This is a genomic window from Formosa sp. A9 (assembly GCF_051200825.1).
Taxonomy (GTDB): Bacteria; Bacteroidota; Bacteroidia; order Flavobacteriales; family Flavobacteriaceae; genus Formosa.
In genome coordinates this window covers 1,066,055-1,083,006 of record NZ_CP195158.1, presented here as the reverse complement: position 1 = coordinate 1,083,006, position 16,952 = coordinate 1,066,055, and the positions used below count along the sequence as shown (strand labels likewise).

The following is a 16,952-nucleotide window of genomic DNA, read 5'->3' as shown; positions in this document are numbered from 1 at the left end:
TAAACGGCTAAAAAAATGGTTTGATCGTGCAAAAATGAACCGAAAAAAGGTCAACCTATTTCAGTATAATACAGAAAAATGAGAAAAATTTTAACTTTAGCTTTACTAATACCTGTTTTATCTTGTTCAGAAAGCAATGAGCAAAATAACGAAGAAAGCAATGAACAAATTTATGATTGTACAGAAATTGCGTTTCTTGAATCGACAATTATAGAAAAAAATGATTGTTTGACTTTTAGTGATAGAGAAGGATTTGAATTTACATTTTTGGGATTTGAAAATTACACTAAAACACATTCAAGTAATGTTCCTCATGCTAAAATTAGCGCAAGATTGTTTGAAGGAAATACAACATTTGAATTTTATGACAGTTTAGTGCATGAAGATTATGAAACTGATGGCACTTCTTTTTCTGGAAGAGTACATACTGGAATAAATAATACTAATTATACAATATTCTTTGATAATATTGAATTCACAGAAACTGAAACCGAGTTTATATTCCATAGAGCAACTATAAGATTCGGGTATTATGAATCTGAATTTGATAGAAAACTATAACCCAAAATTTATAAATATAATTAAAACAACTACAACAGGCTCAGCACAAGCTTAAATCCAATTGTTGAGGTAAATTAAAAACAAAAACATGAACATTAAAAAAATTATCTTATTACTCCCAGCTTTCGTTCTTCTATTTGGATGCCCTGAAAATGACGACACAATAACTCAAGAAGAAACTGAATTACAAAATGTAACGCATGAAGTTATACTATTCGAATTTACTCCAGATACAGGTAATAATTCTTCGAGATTACGCTATGAAATAACGTTTACAAATCCAAACGATATTCCTGTAAACGGGGCGCATAAAGTTACACTGAATATAGATGGACTAATAAGTTCAAACATTGCAACTGATTCTTCGCCCTGCTATTTGATTGAGGGAAATTCTGATTGTACTATTAGTTTTGACGAAGAAGAGTCATTAGATTTAGCAACGATTAATTCAATTGAATTGGTTTCTGTAGAATACATTTTTGTAAATTAAAAAACATCATGAAAAAAATAACAATTTTAATTTACATTTTAGGACTGACTTTAAATGCTCAAAATTCTAATTTAATTGAAAAACAAAAAACAACAATAAACCCAAAAGACCAAATAGAAATTAACATTGCTATTGGCTCCAAAAATCAAGACCTTCAGAATTATTTTGACTTTGAAAAAATTGGTCTATTTAATTTTACTATTAATGGAAATTCTGTAAAGGACAAAGCGTTCATTTTAAAACTCAAGGAGTTTGAAAACGGGAATTTAAAGGACGTGTATACTCTTTTTGATGAGAGCAAAAATAAATACTTTAGAACTGACTCTACATCAATGTCTTTAAAGATATTTACCAAAATTGACCAAGAGAATTTGAAAATTTGGATTAGAGGAAAAAGTTTTGGAAGTAAACATTCTTATTTTAAGCTTCAAGAAAAAAACAAAAGTAGATATATTGTAAAAGATTTTATTGGAGGTAGAAACCCCTTAATTAAGGATGTTTTAAAACCGTTTTATTTATTAGCGGTAATAACACCATATATAACTGAAAGTGGAGCTGGACAATATTGTAAAGTTGCTTATTCAGATATTGAACCTGAACAATTTGGAAAAGAGTTTAATATCCCTCATTACTTTTTAGTGGAAATGGAATTTATAGAATAAAAAACTAATGCCTACAACGTAACTTAAACAGATATATTTTTTACAAGAAACAACTTACTAAGTTAAGAGTATTAGAAAATTGTGCTATATTTAAAACTAAATAGCTTATAAAAAGCAACCTTTTAAAATTTTAAAGACTATTAAAAAGTACATTAATTAAAAAAAAATATGAAAAATCTACCTCTTTACCTGCTCTTAGTTTTATCATTTGTAATGTCTTGTTCAGAAAATGATGATTCATCAGCACCTTCAATTAACTCTAAAAGTGTAACAGATTGTGATACAGCATTTAACCCAAATACCATATCTGGAATTTGTTTAAATGGAGCTGAATTAGCTTCACCAAATGAGATTATAACTTATGCTTCTAAACATGCAACAAGTCATGGAATATCAAATCCTCAATTCAATTGGATAATAGAAAACGGCAGTATAGAGATTTTAAATATTGAAAATAGCATTGTAGATGCAGTAACTGCAAAATCAATTGCTACCATTAAATTTAATTCTGATTTTTCAGGAAATGGCATTATTAAAGTTATGGCTGAAACTGACCATTCGGAGGGAGAAACAGAAATTTTTGTTGAAATGGAAGAATAAAAACATGGCGCAACCATGTTTATAAAAAACTGTTACTTAAAAAAAACGGGATATAGCTGCAAATTTATAAACTTTTCATAGCCAAAACCGTTATACACCATTAAACTGATGAAAAAAATGACCTATAAATATTCTATTTGTCATCCTGAAAAAGAAAATATTGAATATCTTAATAATCCAATTTCTAGTAATGAAGTACGGAAAATAGCTAAAAATTATCCTTGGATTGAAAAGTTGAAATTTTCGGATAAACTAAACCCTGAAAATATTCATTACGACCCTTCTCTCGACTTTACTTGTATTGAAAACGGAAAAAGTTTTTGTTTGACCGCGCATTACGATAAAAATCAAAATCTTGATTTTTCTCTTTGGTATAATAGACCCAAAAAAGTAAAAGTTTTATTTGGGTTATTAGGAGAAAAAGAAAAAATGGTAGTTGACGATGTTTGGGGATTTAGCTTAGAAAAATCTTTATATTATTTGGAACATTTTGTTAACGGAAATTACTCAATGATTAAAAAACTGTATAAAAAGTAACGGTGCACAACAATTTATAATAGGTAATTTTACCCGTAACTGACAGTTATACGAGATTGTTATAAACGAGTTATAAACGAGTTAAAAACGCTAATGAAGAAATTCTGGATACTAATCTTAATAATTCTTATAGCACCGCTAATAGGTGGGATTTATGGAGTTCTTCACGACCAACTGACTTATACAATTTCACCCGAATACTATACAAAATTTAAATTTTATCAATTTGGACTTGCTACGGCAGGAAATGAAGCAGTATTTCCTCATCCAAGATTTGAAGTTTCAATTGTTGGATTCATGGCAACTTGGTGGATGGGTCTACCAATTGGACTTATATTAGGCCTAGTTGGATTAATGCATTCAAACGATAAAATGCTAAAAACAACTTTAAAATCGATTGTGGTTACTATGGTAATTGCACTATTAACAGGGTTAATTGGGTTGGCTTACGGCTGGCTATTTCTAAAATACTCAGATTTAAGTTGGTTCATGCCCGATAATTTAATTGACAAAGAAAATTTTATCGCAGTTGGTTCAATGCACAATTTTAGCTATTTAGGAGGTTTATTTGGATTAATTGCAGGAATAATCTATATAAACAAAAAACTAAAAACACTTATAACAAAGAACTGAGTTAAAAAACAACTTTTAATAATTTTAAAAACTATAAACCAAACACTTAACCTAAAAAGAAACAAATATGAAAAATCAAACCTTTTACTTACTATTATTTGTGTTAACCATGTTTACAACATCTTGTGCAAATGATGATGACGCTTCCGATGATAATGACACTGAAACTACAGAAATGGTTTGTAGTTTAGACATGTCTAGTTATTCCAGAACAGCTTGTTGTATATATGGGAATGAAGTAGCAAGTCCTGGAGAAACGCAATCTTTTGTATATTCTAGTAACACAGATAATAATGTTTTTGATTGGACAATCGTTTCTGGTTCGATATCAATAATTAGCGGAAAAAATGATAAAACAGTTACCGTTAAATTTGAAGATGATTTTACAAGTGGAATAATTAAATGTGATGCCTCTGGCGATTTAGTATGCGATACAGTAATTGAAATTACAAAAAAGTAACAGCATAGTATAAGCGGTTATAAAATAATGGCGAGCTCTACCCTACTTGTAAAGCTCGCCACTATTCTTATACGAATACGCTTTGTTGTGTTAGCATTTTGAATGCACAAATAACCAATAATAAAAACCAAAATAACCCCAAACTACCAACCATGAAAAAAACCATTTTTAGTATGCTATTTGTAATTACTGTACAATTGGCGTTCAGTCAAAATTTTAATCAATTAGCCGATTACGAATTCCAAACAGAAGCAAGCTACAAAACAGAAGAACACAATGTTTTAATGTGTGCTAATTATTTATTTAATAATCCGGCCGATCAGGAAGAAGTAAATAGGTTAAAATCCATTCAGTACATATTAAAATGGATGACAGGCACACCCGATTACACCTTTGAGTTAGGGCAAAATTCTACAGAACTTACAAAAGGTAAAGATGAGCTCCTTGGTATGTACATGGCAGCAATGTCTAAAGTTGTTATCGAAAATACAGGAACACCATTAACAAACGACGACATTTATAATCGTTCGGAAGCGCTATTAGTTGAGTATTGTTCTAATCCCGACAATAATATGAAACCTTCCAAAAAAATAAAAAAGATTATTAAAAGTAGAGCTTAATTCGTCTAGTGTAGCTTAAAAGTCATTGTTAAATATTTATATTTATGTGTAGATTAATGAATATATATACAAGACCGTTAGTTACAACAATAACGCAAAAACAAAGTGATGAATGATGAAATAATACTTCCTGTAAGTAAAAGCAAAATAATGTTGCTTTTTGTAGGTGCATTAATTTTTGTTGCTGGTGGAATACAGTTTGTATACGCCCCACAAATTTTCGCAAACAGTAAGTATCGCCCTAAAAGTCCTGAATTAATTGAAATTATTGGAATAACCGCAGTGCTCTTTTTTGGAGTTTGTGCAATTTTCGGACTCAAAAAGTTATTTGACAAAAAAACTGGACTAAAAATAAATGCTGATGGAATTACAGATTATTTGAGCGCAACAAGTATTGGATTAATTAAATGGAGTGATATAGTAGGAATAGGAACTGCGCAAGTTCATTCGCAAAAATTTGTGATAGTTGAAGTGTCTAATCCTGAATATTATATTAATTTAAATAAGAGCCGAATTGGCAAAATGGCGATGCAATCAAATTACAATAGTCTTGGTTCTCCTATAAGTATTTCTACAATTTCTTTAAAAATAACCTTTACCGATTTAAAAGAATTGATTGAAACACATTACGAAAAATACGCACCGCAAGACTGTATAACCACAATTACGGCGAATTCGAGTACGCCAGAATCCTCTCAGAATTGCTAGCTTCATTTATTAACCTAAAAAGAGTAACTTTAAACCTAAACTAACAATTACACGAGCGCTTTTGTACACATTTATAAAGCGCAAACATCATTTCAATAGCTTAAAAATAATGACACTTACATTCAACCATATAGCACTTTCTGTTAAAGATGTAGATGACTCTGTTCAATTTTACCAGGATGTGCTTCAACTTAAAGAGATTGAGAATACCGCTTCGAATTCTAAAACAAGATGGTTATCCCTTAACGAGGGCAAACAACTTCATCTTATTCCTCGTCCGAATTCTGAAATAAAGCTTAATAAAGCTGTACATTTTGCGTTATCTACTCCCGATTTAAATGGCGTAATAGCGCATTTAAAACACTTAAATATTGAATTTTCCGATTGGGAAGATGTACCTAACTCCATTTATGTGCGAAAAGATGGAATTAAACAGATTTATTTTCAAGACCCGAATGGCTATTGGATTGAAATAAATGATGATGTTTAATAAAAAATATGCTAACACAGCCTATACGTAATTGCTTACTTTTACCTTAACAGCATACATACACTATCTTAAAAAAAGGGTATATTCGCTGCCAGAAATAACGCATTGGCTTTGGTACATGCGGAAGTTGCACGTAATTTGAAACAAGACTTTTTATGAAAAAAATCATCATTGTAATTATTGGATTTTTCTTTCTCAACTTTTCATTTGGACAAGAAATAGAAATGAAACTTATTTTTTTTGGTTACAAGTTCATCCAAAACGGACAAAAATTAAATTGGAAGGCATTAGATAACGCTACAGAATCAAATTTAGAAGCAAATCTGCTAATTAAGAAAGCTAAAACCCATAAAACTATTTCGAATATTCTATCATTTGCAGGAGGTGCACTTATTGGAATACCTATTGGTCAATCAATAAGTGACCAAGACCCCAATTGGACTCTAGCATATATTGGCGGAGGAATAATTGGCATTGGAATTCCTTTCTCATTAAGTGCTTTTAACAAAGCCAATGAAGGTGTAGATAAATATAATCTTTCTTTGAAATCGGCTACCGCATTTGAATTTAAACCTGAATTTAAAGTTATGGCCAATGGCAACGGAATAAGACTTTCTATGGTTTTTTAAAATGAAAAAAACGAACACAAAACATTAACCGTAAGTAACCGCTTTCCCCCTACTTTTAAACATGAACCGCTATTTTAAAGAAAAAGAATTAAGTGCTATACGCGGTAAAATACAACGCAATCTGGAGCAATCTAATCCTGTTATTCGCCACAAATGGACCATTATAGCCATAGGCATTTTTGTGTCTTTCTATGTCCCAGTACGTCGGGAAACGCTTCATCACAGTATTAAAGTGCCCGATTTGCCTTATTACCAGACCGTAATCCTTACGGTATTTATTTACACATTAATGGTTACTATTGGACATTTTGTATGGAATTATCAGGACGAAAAGCGGTTAAAACAATTGCAAAAAAGAGAACAGGAACTAGTGGCGCTTTTAGAAAACACCTAAACCAAAACCTTAGCTATAAGTAATCCTTTGTTCCCCTCTTACCAAGACCTACCAAATTATCTTAAAAAAAAGGTATATTAGTTGCTACAAGCAACGTATTGAGTTTAGGATTGTAAAACGTTAAAAAAATTGCCTAGAAAAATATGAATTGGATTTTAGGAGTTATCATCATTTTAATTCTACTGTTTATTATTAATAACTTCAGAAAGAAAAAATCGTTACTAAAAACCAAAAATGATTTAATAACAAATTGGGGAAAACAAAAAGAACAAGATGAATTCCATTTTAGCTCCATTGAAAAATACTTTAAAAATAACAATCAAAAAGAAAACGCATTTCATATTATATCAGACAGGTGTGCAATTGATTTAGATATTAATGAAACTTTCAAAATAGTTGATAGAACATCTTCAAAAATAGGTCAACAATTTCTCTATTATAAATTGAGAACTATTGGAGAACAAGACGCATTATTAGAATTCGAAAAACTGGTTCTGCTTTTCGAAAAAGATCAAAATTTAAGATTAAAAACCCAATTGGAGTTAAGTAAACTAAACTCTAATGATTCTTATAATTTTGAAGATTTGGTGACTTCGAAACCAATTGAAAAGCCAAAAATATTATGGTTAATTTATACATTAACAGCACTATCTATTTCTTGTATTATTTTAGGAATATTCTTTCCCGTGTTTTTTATATTTCTAATCCCAATACTTGCTGTAAATATGGCATTTCATTATAAAAATAAATGGAATGTATCAAATTATCTTGAGGGTGTATGCCAACTTTCCAAAGCATTAAACGTTTCTAAAAAAATGGCAAGTTTTCAGGAAGTTAAACACCATTTCCCAAACACATCATTTATTAAACAAATAGAAAAAATAAAATTAAAAACTGCATTCATCAGTTTAGAAAAAAACGTTGATAACGAATTTGCGACAGCATTTTGGTTAATATCTGAATTTATAAAAGTACTTTTCAATTTAGAATATTTAATTTTTTATAGTTTCATTGACTCGATTACGACAAAAAGAGAAGAACTAAAAAAAATGTTTCATTTTATAGGAGAAATTGATTCTGCCATTTCTAATGCCTCGCTAAAAGCAAGCCATTATAATTTATGTTCGCCAAAATTCACAGAAGATAAACAAATAAAAGTCAAAGAAATTTATCATCCTTTAATAAAAAACTGTGTTCCTAACGATTTGAGTTTAAAACACAAAAGTTTATTATTAACAGGTTCAAACATGTCGGGAAAGACAACTTTTATAAGGTCTGTGGCCATAAACAGTATTTTGGCACAAACTTTAAATATTTGTTTTGCAAAAGAATATACTGCTCCCTTTTTTAAAATATATTCTGCTATTAGAATTACAGATAACTTACTAAAAAATACAAGCTATTATCTTGAGGAAGTTTTAACTATCAAGAAATTAATAGATGTTTCTAAAAGCAAGACTCCCCATTTATTTGTTTTAGATGAGATTTTTAAAGGAACAAATACAATTGAGAGGATTTCTGGAGGAAAGGCTATTTTATCGTATCTTAATAACGGAAAAAATATCGTTTTGGTTTCAACCCATGATATTGAATTAACCGATATTTTAAGTCAGGAAAATTTTGAGTTATTTCATTTTAGCGAGCAAGTAGAAAACAACAAATTGAATTTCGACCATAAACTTAAAGAAGGTGAATTGAAAACGAGAAACGCTATTAAGATATTGGAATTATACAATTACCCTAAAGAAATTATAGACGATGCCAATAACATAGAAAAAATAACGTTTGCCAATACAGCGTATAGTTAATTTCCATAAACAACTTGCCGGGTTTGGGGTTTTCAGAACTTATTTGGCTTGAAGCCGAGTATTGCCGAAATGTTATAAGATTGACATAAAAATAACGCAACCAATAAAACAATTTAAAAATATCTATGCGGAGTAATTTTAATAAAAAATCGCTAGTTCTTGCGAAAACAGCATATAGTCGCTTAGTTATGAAATTCCCAACGTTATTCTTACCCTTCTTATTAATTGGACAAATGTGTTTTGGACAAACCCCAAGACAATTAACCGCCAAAGACTCAATCAAAATAGAAACAGAAATAAAACTTTCTGTCCTAAAATTAAACGACACCTTTACAGAAAAACAGAATGAATTTGCAAGTGAACTTTACAGAGAATTTACAATAGACACTTTTAAAATAGAAGAACGGCAACGCTTACAACTTGATATTGACTATTCAACTACAGGAATGGTAAAACACACCCTTGTAGCTCATGAAGAATACGACAAACTACTTAACAAATACTATCTAAAATTATTAAATAGCTTGAATGATACAGATAAAAAAACTCTAAAAAAATCTCAAAGAAATTGGGTTGAATTCAGAGACTCGGAACAAGAATTAAATGGCGCTTTAACTGCTAATTATTATTCCGGTGGCGGCTCTATTCAAAGCATATTTGCTTCTTCAAGAATTCTAGAACTAACAAAAAACCGGGTGATTGAATTATACCACTACCTAAATAGAGGCATGAACTAAACCACTATACACTGGAAGTCTATAGGTTTGAAAACAGGCTGAAAGTCCGATTATTTGTATTTATCTTAGCCACAAATACACTAATATTCTTTATAAAAACTATGCCAAATATTCGTGCATTCGTGGCGAAAAAAAATTTATAGAAACTGAAAGTCTTGCACTAAAAGTGCATAGTTTTAACTAACGACTGAAACCAATAAAAAAAATGCGACTGCAACGTTTGCTAAAAGGAAGTCAGCCCTCGCCATTATCTTTAAAAAAGGTATATTAATTGACAAAACAACTTATTGAATTGTGGTTTGTGCAAGTTGTGTGTTATAAAAAGAACGTATGAAATATAATTTATTAATAATACTAATTACTTTTACTTTCTTAAGTTATTCACAAAATAAACTGACTAACGACATTGATAACTATACAGAAAGCATTAATTCGAACCCTAAATTAAAACTAAGTGAATATGACTGGAATACAATCACTAAAACCCATATTGACCATGGAGCAACATTAAGAATATGGAAGACAAAAAAACAGATTGTTAAAGTTGAAGAACAATTTGCTGCTTCTTATGGCAGGTACACTCGAATAATTTATTTAAAAAATAATAAACCAATAAAAGGAATTGAAATTGAAGAAAATTTTGGGTTTAAAAATAATAAAATTGACTACACCCATCTAAATACACAATTCAAAGCACAAGTATACGTAACTGGTTATAATGATTTGATAGACGAGTATGAATTTGAAACTATAGAGGAAGGACAAAGAAATGCTACACATCCTTATTGTGATTTAAATAGTCTTTTTTCAATTTTAGATAAGGTTACGGATTTATGATATAAAAATATTATAAATAGACAAAGAAAGACTTTTAGCTAAGTAATATTTGCCAACAATGGTTCATCTTCAATAGGCAGTACCTTTTAAAAGAAAATAATTAACTTGATCAACAAACCAATACCAAGCCTATAAATCCGTGTCACCCTACTCCACCAACTGATGAAAACCGAAACCGTTGTGGGTAATTAAAAAAAATGAAAAAACTAATTATACTATTTATCTTATTAGCACTAAACTCTTGTGAAGAAAAAACAAAAAAGACTAATCAAGAGAATCAAGTTAATATTGAACTTAAAGAACAACTTGAACATATATTAACCTTAGACCAAGGAATTAGACAACTTCTTCAAGAAAATATATCTGAAACAGAAAAGGCTGCACTTATTACAAGATTGGGCTTACACAAGAAAACTGTAGAAACAAATATCTACGGGCTGATGAAAGAGATTGATAGCACTAATCTTATTGAAGTAGAAAAAATAATACAAAAATATGGCTACCCGAGTAAAACCCTTGTAGGAGAACCCGCCAATGAAACCGTTTTTTATGTTATTCAACATTCTAACAAGATTGAACAGTATTTACCAATCATAAAGAAAGCTGCTGAAAAAGGAGATATTTCTAAGAAAAAATTAGCCATGATGGAAGATCGCTATTTGATGCATAACGGCCAAGAACAGATTTACGGAACGCAAATTCGAGGACAAAAAGACAAAGACGGAAATTGGGTGCATTTTGTATGGCCTATTAAAAACCCCGTTTCTGTAAACCGAATAAGAGAAAAAATTGGTCTAGAAAACATTGAAGCCTACGCCAAAAAATTCGATATTGATTATAAAGTTTTGACTCTGGAAGAAATTAATGACTTATAAAATATCAATAAACACGTTAAAAAACTTAATGAGTCATTATACTAAAATAATTCTTAGAGAAGCACCGCTGCTTGAAATTACTTTTGACAACCAAATTATTCATATAGTAGATTTCAAAAACGAAAAAAATAATGCAACCATTTATTACGACGAATTACAAAATATCGCGTTTATTAAAGGGATTATAAAAGTAACTTCTGTAAGTAAACATTTAGAAATAGAAGTTAGCGAGCCTAATATTTCTGATGCAGAAAATCTTGTATCCGAAGTAAAAAGATTAATAAAATCGAAAGACATATTATATCCTAAAAACAACTATAAACAAGAATCTTTCGAAAGTTTTAAACAACGCTATAACGGCTACGGAAAATTCCTTTTTACCGTACTAAAAAACGAAAAACCCAACCTATTTAACAAATTAAAATTTTACCAAAAAATAAGCGAAAAAGAAGATAGCTTTGCTGAATATATCGAAAATACAAATGCGTTTGTAATACATCTTGATTTTTATTCCGAATTAATTCTTATTTACAATAATGAAAAACATATAGAATTTGGAACTTGGGACAAGCATGAAATAGAAAAATCTATAAATTTCATATTAAAAGAATTAGTTTAGAAAACATAAAAGTGTATTACTGGAACAAAAATTAAACGCACTATTTAGCCAATAAAAAGCTACCAACAACTGCGATAAACTTATTAAAAAAGAAGTATCTTAGTTATCAGTGCGAACTTACAGGGTTAAAGGTGTTTTAAGCTGAAAGTAATTAAAGAAACACCGATACATAAACAAAAACTAAGATTTCTAAAATGTTTACAATAGAGCAAATTGAATCTGCACACAGCAAAGTTAAATCTGGAGCAGATTTCCCGAATTATATTAAGGAAATTAAAGAAATAGGAGTATTAGCTTTTAAAACTTGGGTTTCTGACAGCCATACAGAATATTTTGGAAAAGGTGGATTTCAGACCAAATCTAAACCAAAATACGACAGTTTAAACATTGCAGACATTTCGGATAAAAATAAATTTGAAAACTATTTAAAAGCCCATCAAAAAGGCGAAACCGATTATTTTACATTTTGCAAGCATTGTGCAGAAACAGGCATCGAAAAATGGAATGTAGATCTTGAAAAAATGACATGTACGTACTATGATAAACAAGGGATCGAAATTCTTATAGAACATGTACCAAAGGCATAAACCCAGCAACAGCCCACAATAAACTAAACCCACTATAGACTGGAAGTCCATAAGTATGAAAACAGACTGAACGTCCAATTATATGTGTTCGTTTTAGCCACAAATTCACGAATATCTCTATAAAAACTATGTCAAATATTCGTGCATTCGTGACTCAAAAAAATTTATAGAAACTGAAAGTCTTGCACTAAAAGTGCATAGTTTTAACTAACGACTGAGACCAATGAATATCAACCAAATTCTAGACAAAATATATCCTATTAAAGCATCATCTAAACTGAAATTGATTGGAAGTTTTGAGGAAATCAGTCTTCCAAAAAATCAGCTTATTATTCGTTCGGACAAGGTTGAAAAAAACATCTATTTCATAAAAAAAGGAATTGCACGAACGTTTTCCAACACCGACGATATTGAGGTTACCATTGCGTTTGGAGAAGAAGGCGACACTATTATTTCGCTAAAAAGCTACATTCTTAACCAAAGCGGCTACGAAAACATAGAACTCTTGGAAGATTGCGAACTCTACAAAATTAGTACTGAAAACCTTCAGAATTTATTCGCTACCGATATTGACATTGCAAACTGGGGCAGAAAATTTGCCGAACAAGAACTCATTAAAGCCGAGCAACGCTTTATTTCCAATCAGCTTGGCACAGCAACAGAACGTTATCTCGAACTCTTAAAAAACCACCCTACTCTAATCCAACGGGTTCCGCTCGGTCTCATCGCTTCCTATCTAGGAATTACACAAGTAAGTTTAAGCAGAATACGGGCCAATATCAGCTAAGTTTCGTTTTTTATCATTTGTTAAATTATTCTTCAAACCTTATTAAGACCTTTGTCCAAAACATAGAAAATAATGAATTGGATCATTTTAATTATTGCAGGCTTATTTGAAGTTGCCTTTGCATTTTGTTTAGGAAAAGCAAAAGAAACAACTGGGAACGACATGTACCTTTGGTATGTTGGCTTTTTAATAGCGCTTACCATTAGTATGACGCTTTTAATTAAAGCTTCCCAAACCTTGCCCATTGGTACAGCCTATGCTGTTTGGACAGGAATTGGAGCAGTTGGTACGGTTCTCGTAGGTATATTTATATTTAAAGAACCAGCATCCTTCCTGCGCATACTTTTTCTCACCACGTTAATTGCTTCAATTGTAGGCTTAAAAGCGGTTTCATCTCATTAAACTCATAAAAGCATGGAAATATCTATCAGAAAAATATCTCTCAACGATATCAATGAATTACAACAAATTGGAAAACTGACTTTTGCCGAAACGTTTTCTTCTGTAAACAGCGAAGAAAACATGAAGGCGTATTTAGAAAAGGGCTTTTCATTAGAAAAACTGACTCAGGAGCTGGAAGACCAAAACGCTGAATTTTACTTTGCAGAGCTTGACAAAGCAACTATCGGATATTTAAAAGTAAATGTGGGACAATCTCAAACCGAAATAAAAGACAAAAGCGCACTCGAAATTGAACGGATTTATGTGCTAAAAGAATATCATGGCAAAAAAGTTGGACAAATGCTTTACGATAAAGCCATTGCCTTAGCAAACGAAAAACAGGTTGAATATGTTTGGCTAGGAGTTTGGGAAGAAAACTCTAGAGCCATCCGCTTTTATAAAAAAAATGGTTTTACAGCATTCGATAAACACATTTTTAAACTCGGTAACGATGAACAAACCGACATTATGATGAAACGAAAGCTGAATTGAAACACAAACTGTTAACGCGATAAGACGTAATGAGGCTGTCCAAAAGATTTAAAATGTGTCATTCTGTGCTCCTGCCTACCGGCAGGCAAGTGACACAGAATCTCATCATATTGAAAATCAATAATTATGAGAATCTGAAATCAAAGATTCAACGAAGTTAACTAAACCACTATGGACTAGAAGTCCATAGGTTTGTTACACGAGGGACTTTAGTCCCTCCTTTTTTACTCTAATATAAAATTAGAATTATCTGAATTGGGTTTTCTGTGATGCTCCAAATATTCATTTACCATTTCATCCGTTATATTATCTGTACTCCAAACTCCATATCCGGTTGCCCAAAAATGTCTACCCCAATACATTTTTCTTAATTGAGGAAATTCCTGTTGCAATTTTCTTGAACTTCTCCCCTTCAACTGTTTCACCAAAAAACTAATACTTTGCGTTGGGGAATATTCTATATGAAGATGAACATGATCTGAACTTACTACTCCTTTTAATATTTCTAATTCTTCTGCCTCACTAATCTGAATCAGTAAGTCTCGACATCGCTTTTGAATATCTCCTTTCAATACTTTATATCGATACTTCGTTGACCAAACTATATGACAACTCAAACGACTAACTGTATGAGATCCTTTCCGTTGATATACTGACATCTCATAAAGATATAATTTTTATATTACTAAAGTGCTGCAATGAAATTGCAGGGTTTTAGACCCAAATTTGAAACCAATAAAGCACTATAGACTGGAAGTCTATAGGTTTGAAAACAGACTGAAAGTCCGATTATTTATATTTATCTTAGCCACAAATACACTAATATTCTTTATAAAAACTATGTCAAATATTCGTGCATTCGTGGCGAAAAAATATTTATAGAAACTGAAAGTCTTGCACTAAAAGTGCATAGTTTTAACTAACGACTGAGACCAATAAATTCAGATTGACGAAAAACTAACTTTTTAGACAGCGTTATTTATTTTAAGTATTTTGTGTTTGAATAGTAAATGCATGAGATTTATTACTCCTAAAAGCAATATTTGTTGTTTTCAATTTATAAATTACGCCAAAGTTGAATTCATGCAGTTTACCATTCAGTGTTATGAACACAATAAAAATTTCATTTAAAATACTAATATTTCTTTCCGTTTTAAGTTGCACATCCCCAAAAAAAGAGGATTTGACACCTCAAAAATACATGGATGAAGTCTTAGATATTATTGAGAAAAATTCTATCCGCAGAGATTCCGTTAATTTTAAACACTTAAAAGGTCTAATCAACGAAAAATTAAAGACTATCGATTCTATTGAAGCGTGTTATCCTTTAATTGAATACACGCTTACAGAACTTAAAGACCACCACAGCATCTTCATGCCTAAAGCGCAAAAAGCGAAATGGGAATCGACTTCCAAAACAAAAACTATTAACGAATTAATTACTTTTTCTGGTAAAACATTAAATAACAACATTGGTTATATTTCAATGAAAGGATTTAATAGTGGCGATTCTATTTCTATACAAACATATGCTGATAGTTTACAGAGTACAATAAAATCTATTGACCACAAAAACATTAAAGGCTGGATTCTAGATTTAAGAAAAAATACGGGTGGTAACTGTTGGCCTATGTTAGCAGGAGTTGGCCCGCTTTTAAACGAGGGCATTTGCGGCTATTTTATAGACAGAAAACATAAAAAATCTTCTTGGTTTTATAAAAATGGAGAGACCGGTATGGACTCTACAATCATTACTAAAATAAGCAAAACGCCATATAAATTAATAAACGAGACACCCTGTATTGCTGTATTAACAAGTTCTAAAACTTGTAGTTCAGGCGAAGTTGTAACCGTAGCATTTCGTAATAAAAAGAATACTAAAAGTTTTGGAGAACCTACAGCTGGATTAACGACAGGAAACACTCAATTCGACTTAAGTGATGGTTCTGCAATATTTTTAACAACCAGTATTTATGCCGATAGAAAAGGTGTTGTTTTTGGTGGCAAAATCAATCCTGATGAACTCCTAACTGAACCATCTGTTTTTACTGAATTACATGAAGATCCTGTGATTAAAAGAGCAACAGAATGGATTTATGAAAAACACTAACACCGTCCTGAAAAGTGTGTAAGTTATATACTCCTACTTAGCTACTTATTGGCAGACAGAAGCTAAACTTACTTGTTACTATGCCCCGATTAATGTATGCAGTATTAACAAAAAGAAACGAGCCTTTTAAGACTACGTTTCTTTTGTATTTTAATTATTTTTATTGGACTTTATAGGAATCTAAACTTCTAATAATACTTGGTACTGAATTGGAAACAAATGATGATGTATCATAAATAAGTCCGACACCACTTGCGTAATAAAACCGGTCTAAACCCGGTAATTGCTCACCATCTGAATTTTTAACGTATCGTTCTGAATTTATACAATCAAATTCACCTGCTTCAACACTTATAACAGTATTACCTTCTACTAGAATTTCGTAAATATTTCCCCATTCATTTTCTTGCAATAAACGTTCTTCATTATTACTATTGGTAAATTTTATAGCGCCTTCTTCGTTTATTAAATTTCCATCGAATGCTCTTAAAAACTCGAAATGTTCCCCATTAGGATTGCAAAACGTGATTTTATCTTCATTTCCTGTGGTCAATCTTCTAAATTTATAATAGGATTCTCCCGAAAAATCTTGAACACCTACAATACTTATGGAGTCTACTACACCAATATCTTGATAGGTTTCTGTAACTGGATTATATTTATAATTTTTGTAAACCCAAGAATTCCCCACTGTTAATGCAAAAAAATTATCATCGGATTGGCTGTTTTGATTTTTAGAATCATCTGACTCTGAACAAGAAAAAATAAATGCAATAATGCAAAAACACAAAAACACACGTTTCATAATATTAAATTCAATTAGTTAATAATAAATGTAATTCTGTGCTATACGTTTACTTTTTTGCTTAAAAACT

The 16,952-nt window shown here is 30.9% G+C and carries 24 protein-coding genes; 22 read left to right on the top strand and 2 right to left on the bottom strand.

Translation table 11 applies throughout. The features are described from left to right. Positions 1 to 78: 78 nt before the first annotated feature. From ACR9EA_RS04805 to ACR9EA_RS04705, 21 genes are all read left to right on the top strand, one after another. Positions 79 to 561, top strand: a complete 483-nt coding sequence (locus tag ACR9EA_RS04805; protein WP_435138280.1) for a hypothetical protein — start codon at positions 79 to 81, stop codon at positions 559 to 561. Between the two features lie 88 nt (positions 562 to 649). Next, positions 650 to 1,051 carry a hypothetical protein gene (locus tag ACR9EA_RS04800; protein WP_435138278.1) on the top strand — a complete coding sequence of 134 codons (402 nt, stop codon included), beginning with the start codon at positions 650 to 652 and terminating at the stop codon, positions 1,049 to 1,051. 8 nt (positions 1,052 to 1,059) lie between these two features. Next, complete coding sequence (locus ACR9EA_RS04795; RefSeq protein ID WP_435138276.1) at positions 1,060 to 1,713, top strand: hypothetical protein; 654 nt, start codon at positions 1,060 to 1,062, stop codon at positions 1,711 to 1,713. Positions 1,714 to 1,881: 168 nt separating this feature from the next. Further along, positions 1,882 to 2,313: a hypothetical protein gene (locus tag ACR9EA_RS04790; protein WP_435138274.1), complete on the top strand. Its 432-nt coding sequence runs from the start codon at positions 1,882 to 1,884 to the stop codon at positions 2,311 to 2,313. Between the two features lie 108 nt (positions 2,314 to 2,421). Further along, a complete protein-coding gene (locus ACR9EA_RS04785) occupies positions 2,422 to 2,850 on the top strand; it encodes a hypothetical protein (RefSeq protein ID WP_435138272.1) in 429 nt (142 codons plus the stop codon). A 93-nt stretch (positions 2,851 to 2,943) separates the two neighbouring features. Beyond that, on the top strand, positions 2,944 to 3,483 hold the full coding sequence (locus tag ACR9EA_RS04780) for a hypothetical protein (RefSeq protein WP_435138270.1): 540 nt from the start codon (positions 2,944 to 2,946) through the stop codon (positions 3,481 to 3,483). A gap of 67 nt (positions 3,484 to 3,550) precedes the next feature. Next, complete coding sequence (locus ACR9EA_RS04775; protein WP_435138268.1) at positions 3,551 to 3,943, top strand: hypothetical protein; 393 nt, start codon at positions 3,551 to 3,553, stop codon at positions 3,941 to 3,943. 152 nt (positions 3,944 to 4,095) lie between these two features. Continuing rightward, positions 4,096 to 4,563, top strand: coding sequence for a hypothetical protein (locus tag ACR9EA_RS04770; protein ID WP_435138266.1), 468 nt, complete (start codon positions 4,096 to 4,098; stop codon positions 4,561 to 4,563). A 108-nt stretch (positions 4,564 to 4,671) separates the two neighbouring features. After that, positions 4,672 to 5,271 carry an STM3941 family protein gene (locus tag ACR9EA_RS04765; protein ID WP_435138264.1) on the top strand — a complete coding sequence of 200 codons (600 nt, stop codon included), beginning with the start codon at positions 4,672 to 4,674 and terminating at the stop codon, positions 5,269 to 5,271. Between the two features lie 109 nt (positions 5,272 to 5,380). Continuing rightward, positions 5,381 to 5,761, top strand: coding sequence for a VOC family protein (locus ACR9EA_RS04760; protein ID WP_435138262.1), 381 nt, complete (start codon positions 5,381 to 5,383; stop codon positions 5,759 to 5,761). Between the two features lie 155 nt (positions 5,762 to 5,916). After that, entirely contained in the window at positions 5,917 to 6,390 is a 474-nt protein-coding gene (locus tag ACR9EA_RS04755; protein WP_435138260.1) for a hypothetical protein, read from the top strand. Positions 6,391 to 6,451: 61 nt separating this feature from the next. Beyond that, positions 6,452 to 6,784, top strand: coding sequence for a hypothetical protein (locus ACR9EA_RS04750; protein WP_435138258.1), 333 nt, complete (start codon positions 6,452 to 6,454; stop codon positions 6,782 to 6,784). Positions 6,785 to 6,927: 143 nt separating this feature from the next. Beyond that, on the top strand, positions 6,928 to 8,592 hold the full coding sequence (locus ACR9EA_RS04745; RefSeq protein WP_435138256.1) for a MutS-related protein: 1,665 nt from the start codon (positions 6,928 to 6,930) through the stop codon (positions 8,590 to 8,592). A gap of 188 nt (positions 8,593 to 8,780) precedes the next feature. Next, positions 8,781 to 9,329: a lysozyme inhibitor LprI family protein gene (locus ACR9EA_RS04740; RefSeq protein WP_435138254.1), complete on the top strand. Its 549-nt coding sequence runs from the start codon at positions 8,781 to 8,783 to the stop codon at positions 9,327 to 9,329. A gap of 330 nt (positions 9,330 to 9,659) precedes the next feature. After that, positions 9,660 to 10,166 (top strand): hypothetical protein, encoded by a 507-nt coding sequence (locus ACR9EA_RS04735; protein ID WP_435138252.1) that lies wholly within the window; start codon positions 9,660 to 9,662, stop codon positions 10,164 to 10,166. Between the two features lie 197 nt (positions 10,167 to 10,363). Next, a complete protein-coding gene (locus tag ACR9EA_RS04730) occupies positions 10,364 to 11,041 on the top strand; it encodes a DUF6624 domain-containing protein (protein WP_435138250.1) in 678 nt (225 codons plus the stop codon). A 28-nt stretch (positions 11,042 to 11,069) separates the two neighbouring features. After that, positions 11,070 to 11,660, top strand: coding sequence for a hypothetical protein (locus ACR9EA_RS04725; RefSeq protein ID WP_435138248.1), 591 nt, complete (start codon positions 11,070 to 11,072; stop codon positions 11,658 to 11,660). 194 nt (positions 11,661 to 11,854) lie between these two features. After that, complete coding sequence (locus tag ACR9EA_RS04720) at positions 11,855 to 12,247, top strand: DUF1398 domain-containing protein (protein WP_435138246.1); 393 nt, start codon at positions 11,855 to 11,857, stop codon at positions 12,245 to 12,247. 223 nt (positions 12,248 to 12,470) lie between these two features. After that, positions 12,471 to 13,034, top strand: a complete 564-nt coding sequence (locus ACR9EA_RS04715) for a Crp/Fnr family transcriptional regulator (protein ID WP_435138244.1) — start codon at positions 12,471 to 12,473, stop codon at positions 13,032 to 13,034. A 72-nt stretch (positions 13,035 to 13,106) separates the two neighbouring features. After that, complete coding sequence (locus ACR9EA_RS04710) at positions 13,107 to 13,436, top strand: DMT family transporter (RefSeq protein ID WP_435138242.1); 330 nt, start codon at positions 13,107 to 13,109, stop codon at positions 13,434 to 13,436. A gap of 12 nt (positions 13,437 to 13,448) precedes the next feature. Next, on the top strand, positions 13,449 to 13,967 hold the full coding sequence (locus ACR9EA_RS04705; protein WP_435138240.1) for a GNAT family N-acetyltransferase: 519 nt from the start codon (positions 13,449 to 13,451) through the stop codon (positions 13,965 to 13,967). A gap of 224 nt (positions 13,968 to 14,191) precedes the next feature. Here the strand turns inward: ACR9EA_RS04705 and tnpA are convergent, their stop codons facing one another. Further along, a complete protein-coding gene (gene tnpA, locus ACR9EA_RS04700) occupies positions 14,192 to 14,626 on the bottom strand; it encodes an IS200/IS605 family transposase (RefSeq protein ID WP_435138238.1) in 435 nt (144 codons plus the stop codon). A gap of 524 nt (positions 14,627 to 15,150) precedes the next feature. On the opposite strand from tnpA, the gene ACR9EA_RS04695 reads away from it, so the two are divergent. Beyond that, positions 15,151 to 16,077, top strand: a complete 927-nt coding sequence (locus ACR9EA_RS04695) for a S41 family peptidase (RefSeq protein WP_435138236.1) — start codon at positions 15,151 to 15,153, stop codon at positions 16,075 to 16,077. 160 nt (positions 16,078 to 16,237) lie between these two features. Here the strand turns inward: ACR9EA_RS04695 and ACR9EA_RS04690 are convergent, their stop codons facing one another. Then, positions 16,238 to 16,882, bottom strand: coding sequence for a hypothetical protein (locus ACR9EA_RS04690; protein WP_435138234.1), 645 nt, complete (start codon positions 16,880 to 16,882; stop codon positions 16,238 to 16,240). Between the last annotated feature and the right edge of the window lie 70 nt (positions 16,883 to 16,952).